At 63.4% G+C, this 26317-nt stretch carries 31 protein-coding genes and 1 tRNA gene; 25 read left to right on the forward strand and 7 right to left on the reverse strand.

Annotation, left to right across the window (positions count from 1 at the left end; genetic code table 11):
• Positions 1–21: 21 nt before the first annotated feature.
• Positions 22–105, forward strand: a tRNA-Leu gene (locus ABEB22_RS10680).
• A gap of 83 nt (positions 106–188) precedes the next feature.
• Here the strand turns inward: ABEB22_RS10680 and ABEB22_RS10685 are convergent.
• The 7 genes from ABEB22_RS10685 to ABEB22_RS10715 form a co-directional block, all read right to left on the reverse strand.
• Positions 189–1229, reverse strand: a complete 1041-nt coding sequence (locus tag ABEB22_RS10685) for a tyrosine-type recombinase/integrase (RefSeq protein WP_406870253.1) — start codon at positions 1227–1229, stop codon at positions 189–191.
• Positions 1226–1426 carry a hypothetical protein gene (locus ABEB22_RS10690; protein WP_350939133.1) on the reverse strand — a complete coding sequence of 67 codons (201 nt, stop codon included), beginning with the start codon at positions 1424–1426 and terminating at the stop codon, positions 1226–1228. The genes ABEB22_RS10685 and ABEB22_RS10690 overlap by 4 nt, the downstream gene beginning before the upstream one ends.
• The gene (locus tag ABEB22_RS10695; RefSeq protein WP_406870254.1) at positions 1427–1645 is read right to left on the reverse strand and encodes a hypothetical protein; all 219 of its coding nucleotides are present in this window, start codon (positions 1643–1645) and stop codon (positions 1427–1429) included.
• Between the two features lie 125 nt (positions 1646–1770).
• The gene (locus ABEB22_RS10700; protein WP_406870255.1) at positions 1771–2040 is read right to left on the reverse strand and encodes a hypothetical protein; all 270 of its coding nucleotides are present in this window, start codon (positions 2038–2040) and stop codon (positions 1771–1773) included.
• Between the two features lie 216 nt (positions 2041–2256).
• On the reverse strand, positions 2257–2562 hold the full coding sequence (locus ABEB22_RS10705; protein WP_406871145.1) for a DUF2312 domain-containing protein: 306 nt from the start codon (positions 2560–2562) through the stop codon (positions 2257–2259).
• A 157-nt stretch (positions 2563–2719) separates the two neighbouring features.
• Positions 2720–2869: a hypothetical protein gene (locus tag ABEB22_RS10710; RefSeq protein ID WP_339112267.1), complete on the reverse strand. Its 150-nt coding sequence runs from the start codon at positions 2867–2869 to the stop codon at positions 2720–2722.
• 265 nt (positions 2870–3134) lie between these two features.
• The gene (locus ABEB22_RS10715; RefSeq protein WP_406870256.1) at positions 3135–3740 is read right to left on the reverse strand and encodes a helix-turn-helix domain-containing protein; all 606 of its coding nucleotides are present in this window, start codon (positions 3738–3740) and stop codon (positions 3135–3137) included.
• A gap of 112 nt (positions 3741–3852) precedes the next feature.
• Here ABEB22_RS10715 and ABEB22_RS10720 point away from each other — a divergent pair, with 112 nt between their 5' ends.
• The 24 genes from ABEB22_RS10720 to ABEB22_RS10835 all read left to right on the forward strand — a co-directional run bounded on the left by ABEB22_RS10720 (position 3853) and on the right by ABEB22_RS10835 (position 26315).
• Positions 3853–4062, forward strand: a complete 210-nt coding sequence (locus ABEB22_RS10720) for a helix-turn-helix transcriptional regulator (RefSeq protein ID WP_350939129.1) — start codon at positions 3853–3855, stop codon at positions 4060–4062.
• 99 nt (positions 4063–4161) lie between these two features.
• A complete protein-coding gene (locus ABEB22_RS10725; protein ID WP_406870257.1) occupies positions 4162–4626 on the forward strand; it encodes a hypothetical protein in 465 nt (154 codons plus the stop codon).
• Positions 4626–5084 (forward strand): DUF1937 family protein, encoded by a 459-nt coding sequence (locus ABEB22_RS10730; RefSeq protein ID WP_406870258.1) that lies wholly within the window; start codon positions 4626–4628, stop codon positions 5082–5084. Before ABEB22_RS10725 ends, ABEB22_RS10730 begins: the two co-directional genes overlap by 1 nt.
• The gene (locus ABEB22_RS10735; RefSeq protein ID WP_339112875.1) at positions 5084–5698 is read left to right on the forward strand and encodes a hypothetical protein; all 615 of its coding nucleotides are present in this window, start codon (positions 5084–5086) and stop codon (positions 5696–5698) included. Before ABEB22_RS10730 ends, ABEB22_RS10735 begins: the two co-directional genes overlap by 1 nt.
• Before the next feature lie 261 nt (positions 5699–5959).
• Positions 5960–6538 carry a hypothetical protein gene (locus ABEB22_RS10740; protein ID WP_406870259.1) on the forward strand — a complete coding sequence of 193 codons (579 nt, stop codon included), beginning with the start codon at positions 5960–5962 and terminating at the stop codon, positions 6536–6538.
• On the forward strand, positions 6535–7209 hold the full coding sequence (locus ABEB22_RS10745) for a hypothetical protein (RefSeq protein WP_349295793.1): 675 nt from the start codon (positions 6535–6537) through the stop codon (positions 7207–7209). Before ABEB22_RS10740 ends, ABEB22_RS10745 begins: the two co-directional genes overlap by 4 nt.
• A 98-nt stretch (positions 7210–7307) precedes the next feature.
• Complete coding sequence (locus ABEB22_RS10750) at positions 7308–7595, forward strand: hypothetical protein (protein ID WP_406870260.1); 288 nt, start codon at positions 7308–7310, stop codon at positions 7593–7595.
• Complete coding sequence (locus ABEB22_RS10755) at positions 7588–8298, forward strand: hypothetical protein (protein ID WP_406870261.1); 711 nt, start codon at positions 7588–7590, stop codon at positions 8296–8298. Before ABEB22_RS10750 ends, ABEB22_RS10755 begins: the two co-directional genes overlap by 8 nt.
• Before the next feature lie 159 nt (positions 8299–8457).
• Positions 8458–9120: a DUF1441 family protein gene (locus ABEB22_RS10760; RefSeq protein WP_406870262.1), complete on the forward strand. Its 663-nt coding sequence runs from the start codon at positions 8458–8460 to the stop codon at positions 9118–9120.
• 3 nt (positions 9121–9123) lie between these two features.
• Positions 9124–11349 carry a terminase gpA endonuclease subunit gene (locus tag ABEB22_RS10765; RefSeq protein WP_406870263.1) on the forward strand — a complete coding sequence of 742 codons (2226 nt, stop codon included), beginning with the start codon at positions 9124–9126 and terminating at the stop codon, positions 11347–11349.
• A gap of 2 nt (positions 11350–11351) precedes the next feature.
• Positions 11352–11555: a phage head-tail joining protein gene (locus ABEB22_RS10770; RefSeq protein ID WP_406870264.1), complete on the forward strand. Its 204-nt coding sequence runs from the start codon at positions 11352–11354 to the stop codon at positions 11553–11555.
• Positions 11556–11560: 5 nt separating this feature from the next.
• Positions 11561–13006, forward strand: a complete 1446-nt coding sequence (locus ABEB22_RS10775) for a phage portal protein (protein ID WP_406870265.1) — start codon at positions 11561–11563, stop codon at positions 13004–13006.
• Complete coding sequence (locus tag ABEB22_RS10780; protein ID WP_406870090.1) at positions 12990–15083, forward strand: head maturation protease, ClpP-related; 2094 nt, start codon at positions 12990–12992, stop codon at positions 15081–15083. Before ABEB22_RS10775 ends, ABEB22_RS10780 begins: the two co-directional genes overlap by 17 nt.
• 90 nt (positions 15084–15173) lie before the next feature.
• On the forward strand, positions 15174–15506 hold the full coding sequence (locus ABEB22_RS10785) for a DUF2190 family protein (RefSeq protein WP_406870091.1): 333 nt from the start codon (positions 15174–15176) through the stop codon (positions 15504–15506).
• Positions 15503–15823 carry a hypothetical protein gene (locus ABEB22_RS10790; protein ID WP_406870092.1) on the forward strand — a complete coding sequence of 107 codons (321 nt, stop codon included), beginning with the start codon at positions 15503–15505 and terminating at the stop codon, positions 15821–15823. Before ABEB22_RS10785 ends, ABEB22_RS10790 begins: the two co-directional genes overlap by 4 nt.
• A gap of 1 nt (position 15824) precedes the next feature.
• Positions 15825–16235, forward strand: coding sequence for a hypothetical protein (locus ABEB22_RS10795; protein ID WP_406870093.1), 411 nt, complete (start codon positions 15825–15827; stop codon positions 16233–16235).
• A 38-nt stretch (positions 16236–16273) separates the two neighbouring features.
• Positions 16274–16480, forward strand: coding sequence for a hypothetical protein (locus tag ABEB22_RS10800; protein WP_406870094.1), 207 nt, complete (start codon positions 16274–16276; stop codon positions 16478–16480).
• Positions 16481–16483: 3 nt separating this feature from the next.
• Entirely contained in the window at positions 16484–16930 is a 447-nt protein-coding gene (locus tag ABEB22_RS10805) for a hypothetical protein (protein ID WP_406870095.1), read from the forward strand.
• Positions 16931–17044: 114 nt separating this feature from the next.
• Positions 17045–17500 (forward strand): hypothetical protein, encoded by a 456-nt coding sequence (locus ABEB22_RS10810; protein ID WP_339112866.1) that lies wholly within the window; start codon positions 17045–17047, stop codon positions 17498–17500.
• Positions 17501–17580: 80 nt separating this feature from the next.
• Entirely contained in the window at positions 17581–17841 is a 261-nt protein-coding gene (locus ABEB22_RS10815) for a hypothetical protein (RefSeq protein WP_406870266.1), read from the forward strand.
• A gap of 143 nt (positions 17842–17984) precedes the next feature.
• A complete protein-coding gene (locus tag ABEB22_RS10820; RefSeq protein ID WP_406870267.1) occupies positions 17985–18719 on the forward strand; it encodes a hypothetical protein in 735 nt (244 codons plus the stop codon).
• A gap of 89 nt (positions 18720–18808) precedes the next feature.
• Positions 18809–24403 carry a hypothetical protein gene (locus ABEB22_RS10825; protein WP_406870268.1) on the forward strand — a complete coding sequence of 1865 codons (5595 nt, stop codon included), beginning with the start codon at positions 18809–18811 and terminating at the stop codon, positions 24401–24403.
• Positions 24400–25314, forward strand: coding sequence for a hypothetical protein (locus tag ABEB22_RS10830; RefSeq protein ID WP_406870269.1), 915 nt, complete (start codon positions 24400–24402; stop codon positions 25312–25314). Before ABEB22_RS10825 ends, ABEB22_RS10830 begins: the two co-directional genes overlap by 4 nt.
• Entirely contained in the window at positions 25314–26315 is a 1002-nt protein-coding gene (locus tag ABEB22_RS10835) for a hypothetical protein (protein WP_406870270.1), read from the forward strand. Before ABEB22_RS10830 ends, ABEB22_RS10835 begins: the two co-directional genes overlap by 1 nt.
• The last annotated feature ends 2 nt before the right edge of the window (positions 26316–26317 follow it).

Here is a 26317-nt window from a genome sequence, read left to right on the forward strand (position 1 = left end):
GAGGGCTTGGCACATTGCATTGCGGGCGTGGTGGAATGGTAGACGCGGCGGATTCAAAATCCGCTTCCGAGAGGAGTGCCGGTTCAAGTCCGGCCGCCCGTACCAATCTGAAATTCAATGAAAAACAGGTTGGTTTGCAATAGGGTCGAGCGCCGCGCTCCCCGCCGTTCCCAATCCGGTTCCCACTTTCATGTTCTGTCCCTGTTCTGTTCCGCAAGCTTGTGGGCCGCTTTCGACAGGCGTTTTTTGCTGGCTTTCTTGCGGTAATAGGCCACCATCTGGGGCGACTGGTTGGTAATGGCCTGGATCTGCGCATCGGTGCAGCCGGCTTCGGCCAGCCGGACGATCGACAGCTTGCGCAGCCCGTGCAGGGTGAAGGGTTTCGCCTCGTCTCCGAGCGTCGCGCGCCAGGCGCTTAAAGCTTTCTCGGCCGCGCTGTAGCTGATTGCCTGGCTCATGTTCTTCGGGACCAGATGGCGCCCTCGAATCGGCAAGGCCTCGACATAGCTTCGCAGCCCGTCAGGGCAGTAGACTTGATAGGCCTCATCGCCTTTCTCGTCGGTCACCGTCATGATGTCCCCCTCGAACTGGTCGCGGCGCATCGCGATGGCGGCGCTCGGCCTTTGCCCCGTGCCGAGGATCAGCTCGATGATCGTGCGGACATTCTCCGGCGCGGCTCTGGCCTTTTCGACCATCCATTCCGGCCACGGTTCGAACTCGCGCTGCTTGCCGAATAGGTCGATGCCCTCCGCCGGATTTCTGACATTCCAGTCAAGCTGCTTCGCGGCGAAGTTGAACAGGATCCGCACGATCTGGACGAACCAGTCGGCCTGCCGCGGCGTGTCCTTCAACTTCTGCTGCATCGCCCGCACGGTGGCGCGGTCCATGTCCCGCACATCCTTGTCGGCATTCTTGGCAAGGATCTTCTCGAGCCAGATATTGTAGGATTGTTTCGTGCGCGGGGCGAGCTTGCGGAATTTCGGGCTCGACCTGTATTCGGTGATCAGGACCCGCCAGCTCGTCTTGACGAGCTGCCGTCTGACCTTCGGGGATTTTCCCGACCGGATGGACCAGTATTCGACCATGAATTCCGGCGTATTGGGATCGGCTGTGATCTCGATATAGCGCTCGCGGCGCTTGCCGCCCTCGAGCCAGGTGGTGCGGTAGAACAGCCGCTCCTTGCCCCTGATTTTCTTTGCTGTGAGATATGGCAGGTCGGGCTTCTTCATAGGTCGAATTCGTCTTTCGGCTTGGTATTGTCGCCGCGCAGGACGGCCGCCAGTGACTCGCGATCCCAGCGGCCGAGCGGTCCGGGGGCGGGCAGCGCGCCGCGCGCGACGAGCGCATTGAATTCGGAGGTCTTCATGTCGCAGAAGCGGGCGGCGGTGGCATCGCGCATGAAGGCCGGAAAATCGGGTTTGCCCATCTATTCCTCTCCCCAGTAGCGCATGTCTTCGAGCGCGCAGGCCTCGGGGCCCTCCGGTCGGGCAAGCGGGTCGTTGAAATAGCCCGGAGCGGCTTCCTTGCAGTAAGCGGCCACCGTGCTGCCATCCTCGAATGTCTCGAATCCTGCAAGCTTGATCGCAGCGATCGTGAACCGGCGCGTGAACTCTTCGAGGCTGAGGTCTTCCGAATGTTCGGTCATGCGTCAATTCCACTGATGGGGTCGATCGTAGGGACGGCTGTGAGCGCAGAGCAAGCGCAGGATGCAAAGGTCATGGTGTCTTCTCGCAAGATATACGGCTCGGGGCAGAGGCGGGTGCTGAAAGATCAGAATGAGGGCGTTTTCTTTGGCGCGCCGAGGCTCAGGGCCGCGCGGGCGGCGGGGCTGTGGCCGGCACAGATGTTTCCGGCGCATACACCCACATGCGGGCAGAGCTCCTCCATCGTCAGGCCGTGTTCGCGGGCAATCGCGCGCAAAGCGCCGATCCTGTCCTGATCGGAGGGGCAGCCCATGACGTAGAGGCTCCGGTTACGGTTGATGTGCTCGTGATAGGCATCGGCTGCCGCCGCGAGGTTGCGTCTGGTGGATGCGGTCATCGCGTTTCCTTTCATGATGGTCGGCGGACGCGGCAGGCCTCCGAACTGGTTGCCGCGTCCGCCTGTCCGGCGCGCGTGGGACACGCCGAATTCCTGAACTTGGGGCAGGGCCTAAAGGGCGCTGGCCGAAGCTCGGGATCTTAGGGCGGCGCTGGTGGGTGTTAAGCGCCGCCCCGTATCGGGCCCCGGGAGGAAAGGGGGTGGGGCCGGATGCCGTCAGTCCATCCCGAGCGCCTGCTTGTAGATGTCTATGATCGCCTCTTCTTCGGCGATGTCGTTCTTGTCGCGCTTGCGCAGAGCGATGATCTTTTTGAGGATCTTCGTGTCGTAGCCACGGGCCTTGGCCTCGGCCATCACGTCCTTCTGCTGCTTGGCGATATCGGCTTTCTCGGCGGCAAGGCTCTCGAACTGCTCAATGAACTGGCGCAGTTCGTCGCCGGTCACCTGATAGGCTTTGTCCTCGGCTGCCTTGAAATCCGCATCGGGTTTCGTCGGCGGCTTGCCCGCATTGGTGCGGCTGATGCTATGGGCCGTGCGGGCGAGGAGCTCGGGCGTCTCGGTGTCTAGGGGGATCGGCGTCATGGCGTTCACTGCGGGGGCTCCGGATGAAAAGGCCGGGCAGTGTCAGGCAGAGCACCGCCCGGCAGTTGGGTTGCGAGCAGTAGACAGGCAACCGATCTCAGAAAGCGGGGTTCTCGGCCTGCCATCGGGCGCAGGTCATCTGCGCGATGGGGTCGAGATAGATCAGCAGCAGGAGGAGAGCCGCGCAGACGCAGACGATGCCCGCGAGGGGCTTCCGTGAGTTGGTGGTCTGGTAAAACGTCTGCATAGCGCGGCTCCATCCTGAGGGGCGGCAGGCTCATGTGTCGCTGCCGATAAATAGATAGTTCGCACACAGAGAACCTAACGGTCAACAATAAAGTTCTCCAACAGAGAACAAATTGATTCGTATGGGATGACGTACCGCGGCTAAGCAGAAAGGCCCGCTATCAGCGGGCCTTTCTGCGGGATGGGTGGGTATCTTGAAAAAATTATTGAATGGGGGTGTTTTAGTAGTGGCCTTGCGGCATCCGGTGGTCTGGATGGATTTGCGACTACTGCTTATTGACTAGATCTTTTGGAATATGGAAGCGAACTGGTGCTGCCCATTTCAAATGAACATTGTGAAGGTTCCGACCCGTTGGGTTTAGGGATAGGAGGCTAAATGTGCCGGCTTCGGTCCCTTCCTTCATATATTTAAGCCAAATCATGCCATCGGAAGTCTCCGCAATTACTTTGCGGCCGATGGCCTCTGTCGGTACGCCATCGTGGGTGTCCCTAGAGAATAGTACGATATCGCCTGATGAATATGCTGGCTCCATGGAGTCGCCCCTGATCTCAACGGCGACTATGCCTTTTGGCGAAATTTGTGGTGGGCATTGGATTTTATACATTCCGTTGCCCTTGACGTAGTCATCTACTAGCGAGACTTCGTCGCCCGCACCGGCATATCCGGGCACCGCGATCGGTGGGCGGGTGGTGGCTATTTCGGATATGTCCGCGTCCAAAGCCTCTAGTATTCGTACGAGTACATCAAAGGAGGGCTTCTTCTTGCCGTTCACTATCTCCGATAGATAGCCTTTTCCGACATCTATCGCGTCGGCGAGCTGTTGTTGGCTCATGTTGCGCTTTTCAAGCGCTGATTTGATGTCGATTTTCATGCATTGATTGTCATCTATGCGGTTTGAAAAATCGATAATCCGTGAGCGAACTGTTCGCTGACAGAAAACTTCACGTTGACTTGACGGTGTTCTCTGTGGGAGAACGTTGTTTATGATGACGCTCAAAGAATATCTCTCTCTACATCAGATTTCCCAAACAGACTTTTCAGGGAGTCTGGGGGTATCCAAAGGGTACCTGAGTGATCTTCTGCGCGGTCGAAAACTTCCCTCTTTGACCATTGCTGTGAAGATACAAGACCTCACTAAAGGTGCAGTTATGGCGGGCTCTTGGGTCTCTCCAAAAAACGGGGAGGCTGCATGATGCGAGCTTCCCCGCTGAAATCTGATTTTTCCAATCCATGCTCTCCTTGTGACGCGGGTCGCGTCCAGTTCCTAGCGAACAGTTTTTCCGGAGGTTCACATGCGCCCTGTTGAGGCCGGTTCGATCCAAGATGTGGTGTCGGACGTTTATGACGTGTTTGGCGGGGTGCGGAAGGCCTCTGCCGCTACGGGGCTCGCGCCTTCGGTCCTGAGCTATGGCACCGAGATGCGCGAGGATCGTCCGGGCGGATTGGGGGTGAACTACCTCGACCGCATGGCGCGGATGGACCCCGCAGCGGCGGCCATTCTTGCAAGCCATTTCGCGGCGCTTGCGGGCGGCGTGTTCCAGCCGGTCGAGGTGGCAGTGATGGAGGAGCTTACGAGCGCCTGCGCCGATGCCATCAAGGAAAATGGCGAGGCGATCTTCTTTGCCTTGCAGGCCGCGCGGTCTGGCCGGTGGGAAGACGCACAAATAGCGCTGCCGGAAGTCGATGAATCGATCACCGAGATGACCGGGCTTCGCGCGATCCTGATGCAGACGATCCAGACGAAGGGGGGCAGGTGATGGGCGCCCCGTTTGATGAATGGGCCGCGCTGTCGCATTCGGTCAAACCGCAGGACTGGTCCGGCCCGATCGTCTTTGGGGTCGGGCCTTCGGAGGTTGTCGGGCGCTCAGGCGGCAAGCCGGTGTATGTGACCTCGACTGTCCGCCTCGATCTCTGCCAAGTCACCGAAGCCGACGCGCTCTCGGCGGCGCGGGCCTGTGCCGAGCTGTCGCGCCTGGGCATCTGGGCGGTCTCGCCCGTGATCCTCGGGGCGGCGATGCTCGAGGTCGATATGCATCTCAAAATCAACGAGCCGGTCGGCTGGGCCAAACAGGTCGCAGGTCTCCGCAATGCGGCTGGCGCGCTCTGGGTGCCCGCCTGCCGTGGCTGGGCAAGCTGCCCGCAAATCTGGGCCGATGTGCAATGGGCCGCCTCGCATGGGGTGCCCGTCATGGTCGAAGCGAAAGGGGTAATGTGATGGGTGCGGAACGCAGCTTTACGGTGGTGGGCGATAACAGCATGCCATCCTATCCGATCTCCGCCGAAGAGCGGCTCGATAGCCATTTCTTTATCCAGTGGAACCTCAAACGCTGGCGCAAGAGCGAGTTCCGCCAACTGGCCGAGCCCGATGTGGGCTGGTATGGCTTCCAGCTCTTCTGCGAGGCGCATGACGAGACGCCGGTTGGCACCTTGCCCACGAATGAGCGGCTGCTGGCCAAGGCGCTGGGGATCACGCTCGAGCGCTGGCAGCAGCTTTGCGAACGCGACATTACCCCGCTTCACGGCTGGTACAAGGTGCGCTGTGACAATGGCGAGGTGCGCTATGCCCACAACGTGGTGACCGAGGTGGCCGAGGAGGCGCTGAAGTCGAAGCGCCGCAATGCCGCCGATGCCGAGAACCGCAAGGTGGCCAAGCAGCTCAAGGATCTCGAGGCGATGATCAAGGAGCGGATCGGGGCAGGGCAGCTGATGAACAACCCGATGTTCCTCGATAGGTTCAACGCATTCCTGGAGGAGCATTACCCCGGCAAGCAGCGGCGCGAGGCGCTGGTGCGGCAGGCTCTCAACGAGTTCATGGAGGCCCAAGGGTGATGCGGGGTTTCTGTGTAATCAGTGATATTCTGTTACGGTTACAGAATATTCCGGAACGGTTACGGAAAATCACGGATCAAAACGGAAATGACACGGAATTTTCCGTGAATATCCGGCTGTCTTCCCTTTTTTTGCGCGGTTTCTGTAACCGCCGAAAGGAGAAGAAAAGAGATGAAAAGAAAAGAGAAATACCGGATCGCACCGCCCTGAGCGTCCCGCTCGCGGCGGGCTTTCGGCCATTGCTGAGAAAGGAGCGGTGACATGGACAGTGTGGAACAGGCGACCGGCGAGAAGCGTGTGCGGGCGGTGCTTTTCGAGCCGCTCATGCGGCTGGGGCTCGGGCGGCCCTCGACCGTGACGAAGGCAGGCTTCGAGGAGATGATCGAGGAGGTGAGCGGCAAGCTTGCCTATATGTCCGAGATCAATCTCGATGCGCTCAAGGAAGAGATCGTCGCGCATCCGGGCGGGGCGCGTGGTGATCGGATCTGGGCAGGAGCGCAGATCCTGAAGAAAGCCGCCGAGATCGATCCGCCCGAAGAGACCGGCAGTCCGCTGATGCGCGCGGTCTTTGCAAGCGCGATGGGGCGCGAGGCCCTGCGCGATGGTTGGGCCCCCGAACTGCGCCGCGCGGTCAAGGATACCCGCCGCTGGCCAAACGCTTTTGCTGCCAGCCAGCTGCGCGAGAAGGCCCGGGAAAATCTGCGCCGCCTGATGCTGATCGAGGAGAACATGGCCGCGGGCCGGCAGGTCTCCGATGACGACATGGCCTTCCGCCACCGGCGGCGGGTTGCGATGAACCAATGCGAGAAAATCGCGAAGCTGGCAGGGGCAGAGCAATGATGATGACGGATGTGCGGCGGGGCCGGATCGTGGCGGCGGGGCCTCGGGTGATGAGTGTGCGCTCGGCGCTGGAATGGGCCTTCGGGCCGGAGAATGCGCGGATGGATTTCGACCATAGCGGGGCGCATGAGTTTGATCGCGTGGGCGTCTCGCCCGAATGGCGGATGATGCAGCAGGCCAAGCTCGGCTGCCGCGTCGATGGCGGTGGCGCTGGCCTGGCGCCGCATGTGCATCCCGACGCGGCGATGATCGCGGCAGCGGTCGAGGCGCTGGAGCTGAACCCGATGTTCGGGCGCAAGATGGCGGTGCTGGTGGCGACCCATGCGCGTGCAGGGACTGCGCCGGATTGGCGGGGATCTGCGCGCCGTCATGTGGTGCCGGTTGGTTGGGATTTCGACAAAGAGGGCGCATCGATTGCGCTCGAGGCTAAAGGTGATGACTGGTCCTATCGCTCGGCTCGGTCGCGCAACCTGCGGAAGGTTGGCAGTCGATGCTGCCCGATCTCTTTCGTGGGGGGCGGTTCGGAGACAGCAAAGCGCCGTCGAGCCTATCTCGATTGGTGTGGTGCGCTTCTTGAGGTGGCTTCGCAGCTTCGCGTTCCTGGCTATCTTGACACCATCATCGTTACCAGCGCCCAGCCTGTGCTCTCTCCGTGGAGAAATAGGAGTTGACTGCATCAGTCCGATTTGACATTTTGCAGTCACCACACGAGCGCCCGAAGGTTGAAAGACCTTGCGGGCGTTTTCCATTTCCAGACATCGGTGGCGATATGCATAAGGTTGAACGGGTATGGTTCGACCCGTCGGAGGATGGGCGAGGGGTGCGGATGCGCCTCTCTTTCAAGGCTTCGGCTGTCGCGCCGGTTGAGACCACGAATGAATGGTGCTGCCGGATGGTCGGGCCGGAGGGACCGATCGGCTATCTTGTCCTGCGCTTCTTCGGCTTGATCGGCGGGTGCGCGGTCTTCAATGTCTCGCGCCTCCTGCCGGCCAATGCCGAGCTAGAGGCCGAGGAGGTGATCTTCCCGCACTCGCCCGAATGGTTCCGAGATGCCTAGCCCCATCCTCGACGTCTCGGGCTTCACCACGGCACTCGACACGCTGGCCAAGCGCGATGTGGTGATCGCCTCGACTTGGGCGCTCAATGATACGGTGGAGGAGGCGCGAGCGCAGGTGGCGGAGCGGATGACGGTGGTCTTCGACCGGCCCACGCGGTTCACGCAAAACGCGTTTAGGGTTCGCAAAGCCCGCAGTTCCGATCTGGAGGCTGCGGTCGAGGAGCGGGCGGTGATTGGCCGGCGCCATTACCTGAAGGTGCAGGAAGAGGGCGGGCCGCGGGGCCAGACGGGCTTCGAGAAGCTTCTGGCGCAAAACCTCGCCTTTGAAGGCATTATCCAGTCGGTGATCCCTGCCGAGGGGGCGCGGCTCGATGCCTATGGCAACTGGTCGACGGGGGAGCGCAATCAGGTGCTCTCTGCGCTAAATGCCCAGCGGGACCGCGCGGCCAACGCGTCCACGGCCTCGCGCAAACGCAAACCCAAACGGGCGCGCTACTTCGTGCCCAAGGCGGGGCTCACGCAGGACATCTACAAGCGCGATGCGTCGGGTATTGCCGAGCGGGTGGCGATCCTCTCGGACAAGGTGCCGGTCTATCACAAGCGCCTCGGCTTCTTCGCCGAGGCCGAGCGGATCTATGAGACGCGGCTGCCGGCGCATCTGGGCCGGACGCTGGCCAAGATGATCGCCAAACGGTTCGGGTAAGGCCGATCGGCCCTGCCCAAGGCCGACCAAGCCCACGGGTCCTTCCAGGCCCTTTCCCGCATGCGGGTAATTCGCACCCCGTGACGTTCACCTGTTCTGGCGTTTCCCGCAGGTGGGGTTGGGGTTGTTGTTGTTATTCTTCACCGAAGGGGTGATCCCATGGATACGCTTGTCACGCTGGCGGACGGGAGCGTGCTCGATACCGCGCTCTATCCGCTGCCCGACGGGCTGTCGGATGGGGTGATGAACCGCGCGCAGCTCGCCATCGCCTTCAATGTCTCGGAGAACTCGGTCACCAAATGGGTCGGCCAAGGCATGCCGGTGCTGACAGCGGGTCAGAACGGCGTCTCCTACGAGTTCCAGCTCTCGCATTGCTATGCCTGGCGTAGGACGCGGGATGAACAGAGCCGCGCGACCAAGGCCTCGCGCGAGGCGCATGCGATGCAGGCGTCTCTGGCCTTTCGTAACCTCGATGAGGAGCAGGAAGAGGAAGAGGGCGGGCTGACCGCCAAGCAGCTGCGCGAATGGTCCGAGGCCGAGTATCACCGCAACCGCGTGGCCGAGCAGCGGGGCGAGCTGGTGCGCGCGGCGCGGGTGTCCGAGCTCTTGGAGGATCTGATCGGGGTGGTGGCCACGGCCTTGGGCACGATGCCCGACCATCTCGAGCGCGATCTTGGCCTCGGGGTCGAGGAGGTCGCGAAGGTCGAGGCGCGCTGCGACAAGGTGGTGATGAAGATGCGCGAGCGGATCGAGCGCTCGATCCTTGGCACGGGCGCGGTGGAAGATCTGGCGGAATACCGTCAGGACGAGATGGGGCTGTAGGATATGGTCGAGATGATGGATCGCGGGGCGTCGGTGCTGAACATCCCGCCGCTGCCCGCCTGGACGCAGCCGCGCGAGCTATTGGCCGATGCGCTGCCGCTTCTGGATCCGCCCTCGCGGATCTCGGTGACCGATGCGGCCGAGCAGTTCATGCAGGTGCCGATCGGGACGGACTGGTCGCTCTTCGACCGGACGGTCGCGCCCTATATGGTCGAGCCCGCCGATATCACCCAGTCGCGCAAGTTCAAATCGGTCTGTTTCGTGGGGCCATCGCAATCGGCCAAGACCACGATGCTGATCACGGTGGCGGTGCATTCGGTGATGTGCGCCCCGGCACCGGTGCAGATCATCCATATGTCGAAGCCCGATGCCGATGCCTGGGTGGAGGAGAAGCTCGACCCGATGATCGAGCATAGCCGGATGGTGCGCGAGCGGCTGGGCCGCGCCCGCGATGACAGCACCTTCTCGCGCAAGCGCTTCAAGGGGATGCGGCTCACCATTGGCTATCCGGTGGCGCGCCAGCTGTCCTCGCGCTCGCAGCGGCTGGTGCTCTTGACCGATTACGATCACATGCCGCAGGTGCTGGGGCCCAAAGACGCGCCCGAGGGCAGCCCCTACGGGATGGCGCGCCAGCGGATCCGGACCTTCATGTCGCGCGGCTGCGTACTTCTGGAGAGCACACCGGCCTTTCCGGTGACCGACGAGACCTGGAAGGCAGGGCCGCAAAACCCGCATGAGCTGCCGCCCGTCTCGGGGGGCATCGTGCGGATCTATAACGAGGGCACGCGGGGGCGGTTCTATTGGGAATGCCGCGAGTGCGGTGATCTCTTCGAGCCGCATTTCAAATACCTGCGCTATGACAACACGCTCGAGCCTGCGGTGGCGGGCGCCAGGGCGGAGATGGGCTGCCCGCAGTGCGGCACGCTTTACAGCCATCGCCACAAGAACGAGATGAACCGCCAGATCCTGAAGGGGCGCGGCGGCTGGCTGCATGAGGGCACGACCGTTGGCGCGGATGGCAAACGGGCGCTGGTCACGATCGATGATCCGGATCTGCGCGCCACCGATGTGGCGAGCTATTCGCTCAACGGGGCGGCGGCGGCCTTTGCCAGCTGGGAAGGGATCGTGACCTCCTATGAACTCGCGCTCCGGCAGGCCGAGCAGTTCGGCGATTATACCGAGCTGAGCCGCGTCTACTTCACCGAGCGCGGCGAGCCTTATGTGCCGCACGGGCTGCAGATCGAGGGCGAGCTGACCACCACCATGCTGAGTGAACATGCGGTGCGGCTTGACCGCAAAACCGCGCCTGGCTGGACGCGCTTCATCACCACTTCGGTCGATGTGCAGGGCAACCGCTTCGAGGCGCTGGTCATGGCCTGGGGCGCGCAGGGCGAGCGGGTGATCATCGACCGCTTCGCGCTGGCGCAACCGCCCGAAGGGGCCCCAAAAGCCCGCAACGAGGAGGGCGAGTTCCGCGCCCTCGATCCCGGCCGCTATGCCGAGGATGCGGGGGCGCTGGCGGGCCTCACCGCGCGGTCCTATCCGGTGGAGGGCCAGCCTTGGGCGCTTTCGCCTTGCGCGGTGGCGGTGGACTTCAACGGGCCTGCAGGGTGGTCGGATCATGCCGAGCGCTTCTGGCGCAGCCGGCGCAAGGCGGGCGAGGGGGATCTGTGGTTCCTCTCGATCGGGCGGGGTGGGCCGAACCTCTCGGACCGCGTCTGGTATGCCGCGCCCGCGCGGGGATCAAAGGGCCGCAAGGCCCGTGCGGTCCGGCTCCTCAATATGGCGACCGACCGGCTGAAGGATTCGGTGATGGCGGCACTGGGGCGCTTCGAGCGGGGTCCCGGCGCCCAGCACACGCCCGACTGGCTCGAGGAAGAGCATCTGGCCGAACTGCTGGCCGAGCGCCGTGGCCCCAAGGGCTACGAGCTGAAGGCGGGCGTCAAACGCAACGAGACGCTCGATCTCTCGGTGCAGGCGCTGGCGCTGGCCGAGCATAAGGGCCTGAGCCGCATCAACTGGGAGGATCCGCCGGACTGGGCGGTGCTGGGCGTGGCCAATCCCTTTGCGGTGCGGCTGGTGCCCGAGACAGAGGCAGAGGCAGGGGCCGAGGTGCCCGAACCGGATCAAGAGACAGAACCGGAGGCGGCGGGCGATCCCGATGCGCCTCCCTATACACCGCGCCCGCCTCCTGCGGGCATGGGCATCAGATATCTTCGGAGACGCTAGAGATGGCTTGGACAGCAGCAGACATCACCCGCATGGAGCGGGCCATCGCGACCGGCGCGCGGGTGGTGCAGATCAATGGCGAGCGGGTGGAATACCGCACGCTCGAGGAGATGCGCGCTACGCTGGTGATGATGAAAGACCAGCTCTCGGGCGCAGGCGCGGGCCGCTTCCAGGTGAACTATCCCAGAACATTGCGGGGGCTCTGAGACCCATGAACCCGATCGACCGTATGGTGTCCTTCTTCAGTCCTGAAGCGGGCTATAAACGGCTGCGCGCCCGAGCGGGGGCCGCGCAGCTGATGAACTTCGATGCCGCCTCGCGCGGGCGGCGCACCTATGGCTGGAAAGCCCCGGGCTCTTCGGCCGATGCGGCGGCCTTTGGTCATCGCGCGCGGATGCGCAATCTCTCGCGCGATATGATCCGCAACCGCCCCTATGCGGCGCGGGGCCGCGATGTGGTGGTGGCCAATGTGGTGGGCGAGGGGATCACGCCCTCGATCCGCATGGAGAACGGGCAGAGCAAAACGCAGGTGGAGGCGGCGCTCCAGCATCTCCTGACGCCCGATATCGATGCGCTTGGCGAGTATGACCTCTTCGAGATGCAGGGGATCGTGATGTCCACGGTTTTTGCCGATGGCGAGGTGCTGGTGCGCCGCCGCATGCGCAATCCGCGCCATGACCCACAGCTGCGGCTGCCCTATCAGGTCGAGCTGATCGAGGCCGATTACCTCGATATGACGGTGCAGTCGCATGGTAAGAACCTCGTGGTGGAGGGGATCGAGTATGGTCCCACCGGCGCGATCGAGGCCTATCACCTCTATAACGAGCATCCGGGCGCCGTGCAGAACCGCAAGGCTCTCAGCTCCACGCGGGTGCATTGGTCCGACATCCTGCATATCCGCCGCTTTGACCGCGCGGGCCAGCTGCGCGGTGTGCCGTGGCTGGCGCCGGTGATGATGACGCTGGGCGAGTTGGGCGATTATCAGGAGGCGCAGATCCTCAAGCAGAAGATGGCCGCGCTGATGGCGGTGGTGATCGAATGGGAGGATGCGGCCACCCGTCCGGCCAATGCGGGCGCGGGGCTCGAGGAGCTGGCCCCGGGGGCGGTGGTCAACCTCCCCGCGGGCGCAAAGCCCAACTTCACCACCCCGCCGAGGATCGACGGCTATGACGAGTTCATGCGCCGCGGCCTTGGCATGGTCGCGATGGGTCTGGGCATCAGCTACGAGGCGCTCGCGGGCGATCTGAAAGGGGTGAACTTCTCCTCGGGCCGGATGGGGCGGATGGAGATGGACCGGCTGATCCGCATGTGGCAGCGCGGGCTGATGATCGGGCAGTTCTGCCGCGGCATGGAGCGCTGGTTCCGCGAGGGGCTGGCGGTCAAGGGGGCGGCGCTTCCTGCCTTCACCATCGACTGGACACCGCCCCGGCGGATCCTCGTCGATCCGACCAAAGAGATCCCCGCGATGATCGAGGAGGTCGAGGCGGGGCTGAACTCGCGCCAGCGCACCCAGCGCGAGCTGGGGCGCGATCCCGACACGATCCGCGCCGAGCGGGCGCAGGACCACGCGGCAGACGCGGCGGCAGGGCTTGATCCGATCCAGCCCAAAACGGCCTCGGGCACACAGAGACAGGAGAGAGATGATGAAGGCGAGTGACCTGATCGTGGGCGGCGAGCTGATCCTGAGCGGGACGGTGCTGCTTGATGACTATGCGGGCTATATGCTCGAGAGCGATATCTTCTTCGCGCCGCGCATGGTCCGCGAGGCCCTGCAGATCATGGGCGAGGGGCCGGTGACCGTTCGGCTCAATTCGGGCGGCGGCCATGTCTGGGCGGGCGAGCAGATCCGCGCGATCCTCGCGGCCCATCCGGGCGGGGCGACCATCGTGGTCGAGGGGCTTGCGGCGTCGGCCGCCTCGCTTCTTCTGATGGCGGGGACCAAGCGGGTGATGTCGCAAGGCTCGCAGCTGATGATCCATGATCCGTCGGGCTTCGTGTTCGGGACGGAAGCCGAGATGCGCCGCGAGGCCGATGTGATCGGGGCCTCGGCCAATACCTATGCGGCTGTCTACGCGAGCGCCTCGGGCAAGACGTCTGACGAGGTCCGCGAGATCATGAAGGCCGAGACCTGGTATGGCCCCGAGGAGGCCGTGGCGCAGGGCTTTGCCGACGGGATCGCGGGCGAGGACAGCACCGCTGCCACCTCCAGCCTGACAAGATTTGCCACGATGGAGGCCGCGCGAGCGGCCTTCATGAGCGCAGGTGCCAGCTTCGAGCAGCTCCTGTCCCGTGTTCCCCAAATGCCCAATGTAAAGGAAGCAACCATGACGACCCCGAATACCCAGACCCAGGCGCCGCCCGCACCGCAGGCACCGTTGATGAGCACCCCGCCGCAAACGCCGCTCGCACCAGCACCGCAACCGGCCCCCCGGATGGCCACCCCGCAGCCCGATCCGGTGGCGGCCGAGCGGGCGCGGGTGAAGGGCATCCGCGAGATGGCCGCGCCCTTCCTGAGTTCGGGCCGGCTGATGCAGGCCGATATCGATGCGCTCATCGATGATGGCACGGCGCTCGTTGATGCCGGCACCCGCTTCATGGCGCAGATGGCCTCCGCTGAAGCGCCCTCGCGCAGTCATTCTCCCGCCCGTATCACTCGCGACGAGACCGACACCCGCATGGAGGGGATGATCGGGGCGCTGATGAAGAAGACCGACGGGCCGGCGGCCGAGTATCGCGGGCTGCGGATCAAACGCATGGCGATGGATCTGGGCGGGGCCACGCGCGGCTATGATGAGGCGGCACAGGTCAAGCGCGGCATGATGGCCACCACCATGACCGGCGGGGCGCTCGGCGTCAGCGATTTTGCCTATATCACCACCGAGGTGATGAAGCGCACGCTCCTAGCCGCCTATCAGCGTCGCGCGGCGAGCTGGCAGCTGGTGACCGGTGCGCCGATCTCGGCCGCCGATTTCCGCGAGCTGCATGCGGTGCGCTTCGGCGGTGACTTCCAGCTCAAACCCGTGGGCGAGAATGGCGAGTATAAACAGGCCCGTCTCGTCGATGAGGCCGAGGGGCTGAAGGTCGAGCGCCGTGGCCGCACGATCAACCTCACCTTTGAATCGGTGATCAATGACGATATGGGCGCCTTCCAGCGTATCCCGACCGAGTTCGCCACTGCCGCGCGGCTGATGGAAAGCTCCATGGTCTGGACGCTCTTCCGCAATAACGCCAAGCTCAAATCCGATGGTAAGGCGCTCTTCCATGCCGATCACGGCAATCTCGCGGGCACCGCAGCGGCGATCTCGGTCGCTTCGATTGCCGCCGCGCGCAAGGCGATGTGGGAGCAGCGGGCGTTCGGCTCGAAAGACAGCGATGACTTCCTCTCGATCGAGGCCGACCGGCTGATCGTGCCGCCCGCGCTCGAGATGGTGGCGGGGCAGTTCATCACCACGATCACCCCGGCCAAGACGGCGGATGTGAACCCGTTCTCGAACTCGCTGACGCCCTCGACGGTCGGGCATCTGGGCGCCGCGGCCGGTGGCTCGGATACCGCTTGGTATCTGGTCTCTTCCGACATGCCGCCGATCCAGCACGCCTATCTCGAGGGCTATGAGGCCCCGACGGTGGAGACGCTCGACGGGATGAACCCCGATGTGGTGACGATGAATGCCCGCCACATCTTCGGGGCGGCGGCGGTCGAGTATCGCGGGACCTATAAGAATGCGGGCGCCTGATCGGGCGTGAGGCAACGAGACTGACCTGACGAACGGGCGCCCTTTGTGGCGCCCGTCGTCATTTACGACCCATGCGAGAAGGAGATCGCGATGAAGACATATGTGCAAGCGGGTGAGAACATCACGCTGACGGCGGAGGCCGCAGTGGCCTCGGGCCAGCTGGTGAAGATCGGGGCCATCACGGGGGTGGCGCAAGGCAAGGCGGCAACCGGAGAGCCCGTCACGCTGATCCGGCGCGGCGTGTTCGAACTGCCCAAGACCTCGGCGCAGGCATGGACGGTGGGCGCCAAGATCTATCTGGCGGCCGCGGGCGATGTGGTGACCACGGTGGCCTCGGGCAATAGCCTTGTGGGCGTGGCGCTGGAGGCGGCGGATGATCCGTCCGAGATCGGCATCGTGCTCCTTGATGGCACGATCCGGTGACGGGTGTCTTTGCCGGCATGGCAGGGGTGCTGAGCGCGGCCTTTGGCGATGTGGTCACCTACATGCCCAAAGGCGGGGCCCCGCGCGAGATCCAGTCGATCTTCCGCGCCGCCCCCATCGAGATCGAGGGCGCAGACGGCACCCCGATCGTGATTGCCGCGCCCACATGGCGGGTCAGCCGCGATCTGGTGCCGGAGCTCGCCCGGGACGACCGGATCGATCCGGGGCAGGGTAAGATCTATCGCCTCGCCACGATCCACCCCTCGGGCTCACCTGCCGCAGATGCGCTGATCCTCTGCGAGCTGAAGGAGGTCTGACATGAGCCGGACGCAGTTCCGCGAGCTGGCCAAAGCCGCGCTCGCGAGCGCCCCCGACCTTGCGGGCGTCACGCTGGTCTCGGCCTGGGCGGGCAACTTCTCGGCCACTGACCTACCGGTGATGGGCGTGGCCACCCCGCGCGAGCGGGGGAAGCCTGGCACGCTCGCTTCCTTCGAGCGGGAGGTGCTCCTGCAGGTGGTGATCAAGCGGCTCGGGGCCGATGATCTGGAAGACCAGCTCGACCGTGATGCCGAGGCGATCAAGGCGGCGGTGATGGGGGCGTTTGGGGGCCAGCGCGTGACCCTCATGCCCGAGGAGGTCACCACAACGCTTAATGGCGAGGGCGAGTCGGTGATCGGCACCGCCGTCGTCAGCTTCACGCTCCAATATCTCAAACCCCTGCGCCGGTAAGGCGCGGGGATCCTTCCTCACAACAAAGGAGCTTCGCAATGCCGAAGGTCAAGAATACCGGGTCGAGCGATCTGACCCTGCCGAGCGGGCATATCCTGCCCGCTGGCAAAGAGACCGAGCTGCCGCAGGCCGTGCTCGATCTGATCGATAACCGCAATGTGCTGGGCGGGCGGATCCGCTCGGGCGCGATCATCATAGCGGCGGAGGCGAAAGCCGCCAGCGCCACCCCCGAGAAGAAAGGCTAACCCATGACCCAACGCACCTATATTGGCGCCACCGTTGAAGTGGCCGAAGGCAAACCCGCCACGCTCGATGCGGCGGGCTTTGGCGCCCTCACCGGCTTTGCCGAAGTGGGCGAGATTACCGAGTTCGGCGAGATCGGGGACACCTCGGAGGACACCACCGAGACCACGCTCAAGGGCCGCACGCTGCACGTCAACGGCGCGCTCGATGGCGGGACCTGCGACTTCACCTTCCTGCTGACCGGCGACACGGATGCGGGGCAGGAGATCCTCAAGGCCAAGTCTAACACCAATGAGGATGTCTCGGTGAAGATCACCGATCCCGATGGCGAGGTGATCTACTTCCACACCAAGGTCGCCAATATCCGCGACCGCTCGCGCACGGCCTCAACCGCCAAGGGCATGACTGGCCAGTTCCGCATCAACTCGGCGCTCGTGCGCGTCGCGGCCTAAGCCACACGAAGAGATCTCCGGCGCTTAAGGGTTGCCGCCGGAGCCGGGCGGTTGCGGGCGTGGTTCACCCGCAGCCGCCCTTTTGCTTGAACCCGAACCCTGAAGGATAAACCCATGGACTTCACCAAATTCGACAGCCGCTCGGCCGCTGACAAACCCGCCCGCCTGCATCTGAAAGACCCCGCCTCGGGCGAGGAGCTCTTTGCCGATGAGGCGCGGACCAAACCCTGCGTGGTGCTGGTGCGCGGCACCGAGAGCCGCGCCGTGCAATCGGCCCTGCGCGCGGTCCAGCGCGCCAAGCTGAAGGACAAGCCGAAGAAGGAAAGCGAGGAGGCCCGCACCCTCGAGGATCTCCATGCCCAGATGGTCGATGGCGCAGTGCCCCTGATCACCGGCTTCGAGAATATCGCGCGGGGGGAAGCGGCACTGACCACCTCCGAGGACGATCTGCGCTGGTTCCTGAACCTGCAGATGATCAACGGCCAGGAGGGTGAGAAGAGCTTTGCCGAGCAGGTGCTGGCCTTTGCCTCCAAGCGCGAGAGCTATCTGGGAAACGCAAACGCGCGCTGATCGCCTATGCCCGCCAGCTGGGCCATCTCCACTCCACACCGAAATCGTGGAAAGAGACCCGGCTGGCCTTCGCCGAGCGCATGGGCCGCCCCCTCGGGCTGCCTGAACTCGATGCCGGACGCTATCTGGTCGAGGCGATGATCCGCCTCGATCCGGTCCGCTCCACCGGCCTCGATCTGCGCGCCACCGACTGGCCCGAGATCAGCGCCTTCATGCAGGCCACAGGGCGGATCACCGAAGGCTGGGAGGCGGAACTCCTCTTCGAGATGTGCGCGGGGTATTTTGCGGCACGGCAGGCGGGGGAGGATCCGTTGGCCGTGGGGGACCTGAAAAGCTCGTAATTATCGGATCCGAGATTTTTCGATTGCTGGCTATTATTTGCGCTAAAACTTTAGGGCTATTTTTGTGTTTAAATGACTAGCTTTTTCAAGGAATGATCAAACTCTATTGTGCGTGCACAACTGAGGATGAGGATTAGGGTTTAATGGCGAAATACTACCATGAGTTACGAGGCGTTTCAAAGCTGCGGGTTTCAAGTGGAGATGATTTGACTGTTCCTGATGCTTTTTATTCCCTAAGCGGCTTGCTGATTAAAATATGCTGCGACATACAGGTCCACTTGCAAAATATAGTTTTTGTTTCTCATGGCGCTGAGGTGTTTGAAGCGAAAAGAATACTAAGCGAGTCAGATAGCCCAAGGCGGCGTATTGAGTTCTTATTAAGTTGCCCGTTTGGAACAGAAGACCCGATATTAGGAACCGTTTTTGAGCACTCGAAAACAATCTTCCAAGACATTTATAAACTCAGAAATGTGCTGGCGCATGAAAAGTGGATGTCATCTGATCAATTCAGTGGGATGGTACTATTTTCAAAACTGGAAGAAGAAGCCAGACTTTTGCTTGAAGGCGGCAAGATCTTTTACGTCAACGAGGCTAAAGCAAAAGATACCCACGAGGCAATTACTCGTTATATTAAGAAGGTGAAGTTAGTCACATGCGAAGACTTGCGAAAAGCTATATCATCTGCTGAGCTCAGCAGATGGATCATGATGCAAATTTCACTTGTTCTGAATGAGAAAGATCCTTCTAAAAAACAAAATCTTAGAGATGCCTTCCTGGTTTTTAAGCAAACATCAAAATTGTTCGATGACTTATCTACCGATGTAGATGCGATTCAAGTAACCGGATCAAAGAGAAAGAGTATCTCGGACAATATTTAGGTTTCACCTATCAGTTCGGATAATTATCAACCAACCCCAAGGGGCGGACCACATGGTCTGCCCCTTTTTCTATGCAAAAGAGGTGTGCCATGGCGATGGGCCAGATGGGTGCGATGCAGGCGAGGCTCGGGCTGGACCTGAGCCAGTTCCAGTCGGGGGCGCGGGCGGCGAGTGCCGAGGCGCAGAAGATGGCGGGCAATATCAATCAGGCCTGGGCAGGGGTGCGCAATTCGGTCGAGGTGAAGGCCGCGCGGTCGTTCGACCAGCTGCGTGCCTCGATCGATCCGGCCTTTGCCGCGAGCCAGCGCTATGCCGATATCCAGCGTCAGGTGGCGGGGTTTGTCGAGAGCGGGGTGGCGAGCCAGCGGGCGGCCAATCAGGTGCTCGAACAGGCGGCGGCCAAGTATCTGGGCGTGGCGAGTGCGTCCGATCGCGCGGCACAGGCGGCACGGGCGGGCGAGGCGGCGCAGGCGGAAGCCGCGCGCACGGCCCAGAATGCTGCGCGGAGTTACGAAAGCCTGCGGGCCTCGGTCGATCCGCTCTTTGCCAGCTCGCAGCGCTGCAAGCGGGCGGTGGAGGTGCTCAATGCGGCGCAGGCGGCGGGGGTGGTCGATGACCGCGCGCGGGCCAATACGTTGCGGCTTCTGGGCGAGCAGCTCTCGGCCACAAGCGGGGTGATGCAGCGCACGGGCGGGATCTCGGGGCGGATGTCCTCGGCCTTCTCGAACGCCTCCTTCCAGGTGCAGGACTTCTTCGTGCAGATCGCGGGGGGCACCGATGTGATGCGGGCCTTCGCGATGCAGGCGCCGCAGCTTCTGGGCGCTTTGGGCTTCTCGGGCAAGCTCGCGATGGTTGGCTCGGCGCTTGGCACACTGGTGGCGGTGGGTGCGGTCGTTCTGCCGATGCTCGGGGATTTCGGGCGCAAGGCCAAGGATATGGGCGAGGCGGTCGATGACCTCGAAGGCTCGCTCGGCGATCTGCGATCGGCCCTCGATGTGGCGGCGATCCCGATGGCGGCCCTGCGCAAGGAGTTCGGGCTCAATGCCGAGGCCGCGCGCGAGATGAATCTCGCGATGCTGGATTTAGCGCAGCTGAAGGCGATGAATGATCTCGATGCCTCGACCGCGGCGTTGCGCACCCGCTTTGCCGATCTGGTGGCACAGGTCGACCAGTTTGACGCGGCGACCCGTCAGGCGGGCGGCGCGCTGCGCGAGGATTTTGTGGCGATGGCGCAAACGAGCATCCGCCAGCTGCAGAGCCAGTTCGGGCTGACCATCATTCAGGCGCGCGGCGTGGCCGATGCGATGGCCAAGATCAATTCGGGCGATGTCGATCAGGTGGCGGCTGGGGCCAAGGATCTGACGCAGGTGCTGATGTCGGTGAAGGATGCCACGGGGCGGATCCCGCCCGATCTGCAGGAGGCGGCTGAAGCGACCATCAAGACAGGTTTGGCGGCGATGCGGCTGGCGGGCTATACCGAACAGGCCGAGAAGATCGCGGCTAATCTGCCGGTGGGGCTCAACAGCGCGGCCGATGCCGCGCAGCGTCTGGCCTCGGCCATGGCGGCCGCGACCGGCTTTTCGGCCAATCTCGACAATCAGATCGCCATGCTCGATGTGCAGATCGAGGCCACGCGCAACAAGCAGAACGTGGCCAATGCCACGCGGATCGCAGGGCTCGAGCTGGAAGCCCAGGCGCGGCGTGATGCGGCGGTGGCCGCGGGCGAGGATGCGCTAGCGGCCGATGCGCGGCTTGCCATCGATCAGGCACAGATCAAGACGATGTCCGACAAGCTCGCGACGCTCGATCAGCTGACGGCGGCCCAAAAAGCCTCGACCAAGGCGGGCACGGCGGGGCTGAAGGCCGCGCAAAAGCTCGAGAAGGCGCAGGCGAAAGAGGCCGAGCGCTGGCGCGATCTGATCGATCCGATGAACCGCTATCGCCGCGAGTTGGGCGAGCTGACGGCTCTGGCGAAGGACGGGCTCCTCACGCCCGAGGAAGTCCAAAAGGCCATGGCGCAGCTCAATGCCGATCTGGCCGATAGCCTGCCGCTGGTGGGCGAACTCACAGACACGTTGGTCGACGGGCTCTTCACAGGGTTCCGGACCACTTTGGGGAGCATTGGCGATATGTTCAAATCCTGGCTCAAACAGATGATCGCCACGGCGGCCAAGAACCGCATTCTGGTGGCGATGGGCGTCACGGGCTCTGTCTCGGACGTGGCCGGCACGGCCGCGGCCGCGGGTTCTGCGGCGGCCACGGGCGTGATGCCCGGCGGCAGTCTGGGCTCGATCGCGACCAGCGGGCTCGGCCTTGCGGGTGTCATCGGCACCTCGGTCAATGCCTTCATCTCGGGCGCGGGCGGGCTGGTCACCAGTCTCACCGGCGCAGGCGGTGGCCTGGCGGCAGCCGGCACCTATCTCACCTCCGTTCTGGGCGGGGCGACCTCGGGGATTGCGGGTCTCTCGGCCGCGATCGGGGCCATCGCGCTGCCAGTGGCCGCCGTAGGCTTCCTGATCTCGGGGCTCATCGGCAAGACCAAAGTGCTCGATGCCGGTATCCGTGCGCTGATCGAGGACGGCGATGTCTCGGTGCAGACCTATAAGCGCATTGAGAAGTCTAAATGGTGGGGGCTCTCCAAGTCGAAGAAGACGAAGTATTCGGCAGCCTCGAGCGCTGTGGCCGACCCGATCACGCAGGCCGTCTATGGCGTGCAGGCTTCGGTCGCCGCCGCTGCCGCCGCACTCGATATCGGGGCCGAGGCCTTTGACGGCTTTGCCTATGAGCTGAAGTTCTCCACCAAGGGGCTCTCGGAAGACGAGGCGCTTGAGGTGCTGCAGGACAAGCTCACCGAGCTGGGTGATGCCTATGCCGGTCAGATCACAGGGCTCGATGCGTTCTCGGCCTCGGGCGAGGGGGCGATGGAGACTATCAACCGCCTGGCCTCGGCGCTGCAAACGGTGAATGCCGCGATGGATACGCTGGGTAATAGCTTCCGCGCCACGGGGCTGGTCGGCGCCGATATGGCGAGCCAGCTGACGCAGCTCTTCGGCGGGGATGAGGCCTTCGGCACGGCCGTCAGCAGCTATTACCAAGCGGTCTATTCCGAGAGCGAGCGGCTCGCCACGCTGACCCGCCAGACCAGTGAGGCACTGGCCGAGATGGGCCTCGCCATGCCAGCCTCGCGCGATCAATACCGTGCGCTGGTCGATGCGATGGATCTGACCACCGAAGGCGGCCGCGAATTCTGGGCGACGCTGGTCGGCATGGCGGGGGTCTTTGACGAGATCCTGCCGCAGGTCTCGGCCTTCACCGCGCAGATCGAGGCGCTCTCGGGGCAGGTCTCGACCTCGCTTGATGGGGCGATCACCGCCTATACGGCGGCGCAACAGGCCTCGGCGCAGGCGGCGACCAACTGGTATAAGGCCGCCGATAGTATTGCCGAGTTCGTGGCCGAGATGCGCGGCACCTCTTCGGCACTGACCTCGCCGCAATCGGCACTGGCTTTCTCGGCTGCGCGCTACCAGTCGACGCTCGCCTCGGCCAAGGCGGGCGATCTCGATGCCACGAGCGGGCTGACCGGCGTGGCGCAGACCTATCTCGATCGGGCCTCGGCCACGGCCACCAGCGCGCTCGATGTGGCGCGTGCCCAGGCGCGCGTTGCCTCCGATCTGGGGCAGGTAGAAGGCATCGCCCAGATCGAGGGCGCAAAGTCCGAGGCCATCGCAAGTCTCACGCAAGCCCAGGTCGACCTGATGACCGAGGCGCGGGACTATCTCGCGGCCGGCAATGCGCTGAGCGAGGAGCAGATCACCACGCTTGAGACCCAGCTTGGGAGCCTTGACGACGCGATCCAATCTGCGGCCGCGATCAATTATGCGAGCCTGCAAAAGCAGATCGATCTGGCCATTGATGTGGTCGAGGATGCGAAGATCCCCGACTATCTGAAGGCGATGCTTTCCGACAGCGCGGCGGGCGTGACCCGCTATGTCGACTTCATCACCCGGTCGGACCTCTCGGCCGACCAGAAATGGCTGGCACTTACGGGGGCCTCGGAACATGTGAAGACGGTGGACTATCTGGCGCAAAATGATCTCGGCCGCGATCTGACCACGCTGGCGCTGGCGACCACCTCCAAGCTGCAGAAGACGGTGAACCTCCTCGCAGGAACCACGCTCGATGCAGAGACCATGCGGGTGGCACTGGCCGGCAATAGCGAGCTGGCGCGGGTGGTGAATGTGGCGCTGTCCTCGAAAGCCGATGTACGGGCAGTCACGCTCGCGCTTGGTAACTTGGGCGCCTATGCGGTGACGGTGAATGCGAGCTTTGGCAAAGGCATCACCGGCGATCTGCGTAAACTCGTCTTTGCGGGGCAGGGCAGCTATGCCGCGATGATCGAGGCGGCCTTCTCGAAAGGGCTGACCGCCGATCAACGCCGGATCCTGCTCACCCGGCAGGGCGGCTATATCGCGCAGATCACGGGCGTGCTGGCGGGCAATCAATCAGCGCAGATCAAGGCGCTCCTTCTGAACGCCAACACCTCGGCTGCGCGGGCAATCACCATCCGCGCGGCGTTTGCCTCGAACCTCACGGCCGATCAGCGGGCGGCGCTCTCAAGCGCGGCGCTGACCGTCTCGCGTATCATTGCGGGCACGGTGCGGCTTGGCTCGCTCTCGGGCGACCAGATCCGCATGCTCAGGGCCGCAAACGGGACACTCACCCGCACGCTCAAGGGCACGGTCGATCTCTCGGGGCTGACCGCCCAGCAGCAGAGCCTGCTGGCGGCGGTCTCGGGCAGCACAGCGGGCAAGATCACTCTGGGAGGCAGCTTCCGCTTTGATCCGAGCGCGGCTTTTGCCAGCCTGATGACCAATTCGGTCAAGGTGCCGATGGAGGCCGCGCGGTCCAGCATGCTGGGGTTGGTCGCAAACCTGAACAGCCTTCGCAGCGCAGTGATGGCGCAGAGCGATCTCTTGAAGACGCAGCAGAAACAGGCGCAGGTGGCCGCGGCGCAGGCAACCTATGACAGCCTGATGGACCAGCTGGCCAACTTCACCCCCGAGCAGGCGGTGGGGGCGCCCAGCAAACTCTCCACATGGTCCTTCGGGGGGCTGGCCTCGCTGGCCTCCTATCAGGTGGGCAACAAAACCTTTGCCGCCAAGGATAGCCAGAAGCAGCTGTTCGGCCTCGACCCTAAGGAGGATCGGGCGACCTATAACGCGATCGTCGCCCAGCTCAACACCACCGCCTATGAGCAGGCGCTGGCCTATGCCACGCGCCTCAATGATGCGGCGGCCGCGAGTGACCTGAAAGAACAGGCGCTTGAGACCTCTCTGCAGGAGGCAGCCCGTGCGCTGCGCGATCTGGGCGTCGATATCGAGATCCCGCAATTCGCGGCCGGCGGGCTGCATACAGGCGGGCTCAGGCTTGTGGGCGAGAAAGGCCCCGAGATCGAGGCCACGGGTGCCAGCCGGATCTGGTCGGCCGATCAGACGCGGCGGATGCTCTCGGGCAGCGGTGGCAGCGGGCAGGGCGCTGATACGGCGCTTCTGGCCGAGGTGAAGGCGCTGCGCGAGGAACTGGCCGGCATGCGCAGCGAACAGCGCCAGCTGGGGCTGAGCGGGACCAATGACATGCGCAAGCTGCGCATGATCGAAGAACGGCGGGAGGCCGAGGCGCAATGACACAAGCTCTGATGATCATCCCCGTGCCTTTGGGCGCGGGGAATATGCAGGCCTCGAATGTGGCCGAGGATGACTATGCCGCATGGGTGTCTGGCACCTCTTATGCGGTGGGCGATCGGGTGATCCTCACCGCCACCCATCGCATCTATGAGGCGCTGGCGCCCAGCTCGGGCGTGCATCCGGTCTCGGGCACGAATGCCGGGGACTATTGGGTGGAGGTCGGCTCGACCAATCGCTGGCGGGCCTTTGATGCCACGCTGGGGCAGGCCACTACGCGGGCCGAAAGCATCACCTATGTGCTGGGGCTGCCCGCGCGGGTCGATGCGATCGCCTTCATCGATCTGGTGGCGGTGAGCCTGCAGGTGGTGATCCGCGATAGTGGCGGGAGCGTGGTCTATGACGAGACCGCCGATCTGCTGGATGTCAGCCAGATCCAGAGCTGGGCGGACTTCTTCACCTATGAGGACAGTTTCGACCCCGAGCAGGTCTTTGTCGATCTAGGCGCGCTCTCGGGCTTCACCATCGAGATCACCATCTCCAATCCGGGCGGCACGGCCTCGGTGGCCGAGATCGTCATGGGGCGGGGCGAGTATCTGGGGGATGTGCTCGATGGTTCACGCTCGGGCTTCACCGATTACTCGCGTCGCGAGACCGATGACTATGGCAATGTCTCGATCGTCAAACGCCCCACCGCTCGCAAAGCCGAATGGCAGCTGGCCTTTGACACAGGCGCCAACCGCCGCATCCAGCGCGCGCTCGAACAGGCGCGTGGGGCGCCGGCCTATTTCTACCCGGGCGACGGCATGACGCCCTTTGCATTGGCCGTCTATGGCGTGGCCGATGACTTCTTCCCCGCGCTTTCGGGCGGCGGGCGCACGATTGCAACCCTTACACTGACAGGAGTCGCCTGATGGCAAAACCAACTCTCACACCGGCGCCAAACGATCCGCCGGTTCTCGGCAGTCCGAGCTTCGCCGCCGATGCGCAAGGCTATCTCGGTTGGTTCCCCGTCATGGGCCAGTACATGCAGGATATGGGCGACTGGATCGAGACCATGATCGGCGATGTGCCTTCCGATAATATCGCGGCCTTCGCGCATCTCAATGGGGCGGCGAACAAGCTGCCGTACTTCACGGGGGCGGGTGCCATGGCCATGGCGGATCTGACGGCTGATGGGCGGAGCCTGATCGGGCAGAGCGGGGTGCTGAAGGCCAATGGCGGGCTGCTCACGGGCACCGGCGTCACGCAAAGCAAGTTCGATGCTACCGCCGGTCGCCTTTTGAAGGCCGGTGATAACGGCATTCTCGGGGCCGTCGTCAATGCCGCAACGCTCGGAATTAGCAGCCTTGACGATGCGCCGATTGGCTCTCTGATCAATTGCTATCCGATCACCACCAATCTGCCGGGCTCGGCGACCATCGGTATCGTGGCGACGATGGCGATCGATAATGGGAACGCCTATCAGGAGTTCACGCCGATCTATCCGACGTCTGCTCTCAAGCAGAGATATTTTCGCCATCGCATGTTTGACGTATGGACCGAATGGACGGCGATGTATCCAGAGCGCGGCTCGAACTCCAACGGGTATTACGTCAAGCATGCCAATGGCGACCTTGAGTGCCATCTCAACACGTTCAAGCTGGCGTATTCTAGCGGGCCGGTCTGCGTGAGCGATTGGACTTTCCCCTATGCCTTCTCGACGTTCTACAATGCCATTGGCACAATCGACGCGGGGGGCACATCGCTACCTAATGGATCGGCTTCTATCTCATCCATCGGCGCAGTGCAGTGGGCCAACAGCGGCGCAAACCTGACCACAGCCCGTATGCAGGTGCGTTGCATCCCGACGGTCGCATTCGCATCGGGTGATTACGTTACCGTTCGCCTCTCGGCGTGGGGCCGTTGGAAGTAAAG

The organism is Thioclava sp. 'Guangxiensis', from assembly GCF_045348365.1.
Taxonomy (GTDB): Bacteria; Pseudomonadota; Alphaproteobacteria; order Rhodobacterales; family Rhodobacteraceae; genus Thioclava; species Thioclava kandeliae.

Bases quoted from the DNA above. Each gene is read 5' to 3' on its own strand.
- ABEB22_RS10715 (WP_406870256.1), bottom strand. From the start codon at position 3,740: ATGAAAATCGACATCAAATCAGCGCTTGAAAAGCGCAACATGAGCCAA.
- ABEB22_RS10805 (WP_406870095.1), top strand. From the start codon at position 16,484: ATGACCCAACGCACCTATATTGGCGCCACCGTTGAAGTGGCCGAAGGC.
- ABEB22_RS10735 (WP_339112875.1), top strand. From the start codon at position 5,084: ATGGGTGCGGAACGCAGCTTTACGGTGGTGGGCGATAACAGCATGCCA.
- ABEB22_RS10700 (WP_406870255.1), bottom strand. From the start codon at position 2,040: ATGACCGCATCCACCAGACGCAACCTCGCGGCGGCAGCCGATGCCTAT.
- ABEB22_RS10720 (WP_350939129.1), top strand. From the start codon at position 3,853: ATGATGACGCTCAAAGAATATCTCTCTCTACATCAGATTTCCCAAACA.
- ABEB22_RS10710 (WP_339112267.1), bottom strand. From the start codon at position 2,869: ATGCAGACGTTTTACCAGACCACCAACTCACGGAAGCCCCTCGCGGGC.
- ABEB22_RS10820 (WP_406870267.1), top strand. From the start codon at position 17,985: ATGGCGAAATACTACCATGAGTTACGAGGCGTTTCAAAGCTGCGGGTT.
- ABEB22_RS10685 (WP_406870253.1), bottom strand. From the start codon at position 1,229: ATGAAGAAGCCCGACCTGCCATATCTCACAGCAAAGAAAATCAGGGGC.
- ABEB22_RS10755 (WP_406870261.1), top strand. From the start codon at position 7,588: ATGCCTAGCCCCATCCTCGACGTCTCGGGCTTCACCACGGCACTCGAC.
- ABEB22_RS10730 (WP_406870258.1), top strand. From the start codon at position 4,626: ATGGGCGCCCCGTTTGATGAATGGGCCGCGCTGTCGCATTCGGTCAAA.
- ABEB22_RS10770 (WP_406870264.1), top strand. From the start codon at position 11,352: ATGGCTTGGACAGCAGCAGACATCACCCGCATGGAGCGGGCCATCGCG.
- ABEB22_RS10695 (WP_406870254.1), bottom strand. From the start codon at position 1,645: ATGACCGAACATTCGGAAGACCTCAGCCTCGAAGAGTTCACGCGCCGG.
- ABEB22_RS10765 (WP_406870263.1), top strand. From the start codon at position 9,124: ATGGTCGAGATGATGGATCGCGGGGCGTCGGTGCTGAACATCCCGCCG.
- ABEB22_RS10810 (WP_339112866.1), top strand. From the start codon at position 17,045: ATGGACTTCACCAAATTCGACAGCCGCTCGGCCGCTGACAAACCCGCC.
- ABEB22_RS10835 (WP_406870270.1), top strand. From the start codon at position 25,314: ATGGCAAAACCAACTCTCACACCGGCGCCAAACGATCCGCCGGTTCTC.
- ABEB22_RS10775 (WP_406870265.1), top strand. From the start codon at position 11,561: ATGAACCCGATCGACCGTATGGTGTCCTTCTTCAGTCCTGAAGCGGGC.
- ABEB22_RS10830 (WP_406870269.1), top strand. From the start codon at position 24,400: ATGACACAAGCTCTGATGATCATCCCCGTGCCTTTGGGCGCGGGGAAT.
- ABEB22_RS10795 (WP_406870093.1), top strand. From the start codon at position 15,825: ATGAGCCGGACGCAGTTCCGCGAGCTGGCCAAAGCCGCGCTCGCGAGC.
- ABEB22_RS10745 (WP_349295793.1), top strand. From the start codon at position 6,535: ATGATGATGACGGATGTGCGGCGGGGCCGGATCGTGGCGGCGGGGCCT.
- ABEB22_RS10690 (WP_350939133.1), bottom strand. From the start codon at position 1,426: ATGGGCAAACCCGATTTTCCGGCCTTCATGCGCGATGCCACCGCCGCC.
- ABEB22_RS10725 (WP_406870257.1), top strand. From the start codon at position 4,162: ATGCGCCCTGTTGAGGCCGGTTCGATCCAAGATGTGGTGTCGGACGTT.
- ABEB22_RS10760 (WP_406870262.1), top strand. From the start codon at position 8,458: ATGGATACGCTTGTCACGCTGGCGGACGGGAGCGTGCTCGATACCGCG.
- ABEB22_RS10785 (WP_406870091.1), top strand. From the start codon at position 15,174: ATGAAGACATATGTGCAAGCGGGTGAGAACATCACGCTGACGGCGGAG.
- ABEB22_RS10825 (WP_406870268.1), top strand. From the start codon at position 18,809: ATGGCGATGGGCCAGATGGGTGCGATGCAGGCGAGGCTCGGGCTGGAC.
- ABEB22_RS10750 (WP_406870260.1), top strand. From the start codon at position 7,308: ATGCATAAGGTTGAACGGGTATGGTTCGACCCGTCGGAGGATGGGCGA.
- ABEB22_RS10815 (WP_406870266.1), top strand. From the start codon at position 17,581: ATGGGCCGCCCCCTCGGGCTGCCTGAACTCGATGCCGGACGCTATCTG.
- ABEB22_RS10740 (WP_406870259.1), top strand. From the start codon at position 5,960: ATGGACAGTGTGGAACAGGCGACCGGCGAGAAGCGTGTGCGGGCGGTG.
- ABEB22_RS10800 (WP_406870094.1), top strand. From the start codon at position 16,274: ATGCCGAAGGTCAAGAATACCGGGTCGAGCGATCTGACCCTGCCGAGC.
- ABEB22_RS10780 (WP_406870090.1), top strand. From the start codon at position 12,990: ATGATGAAGGCGAGTGACCTGATCGTGGGCGGCGAGCTGATCCTGAGC.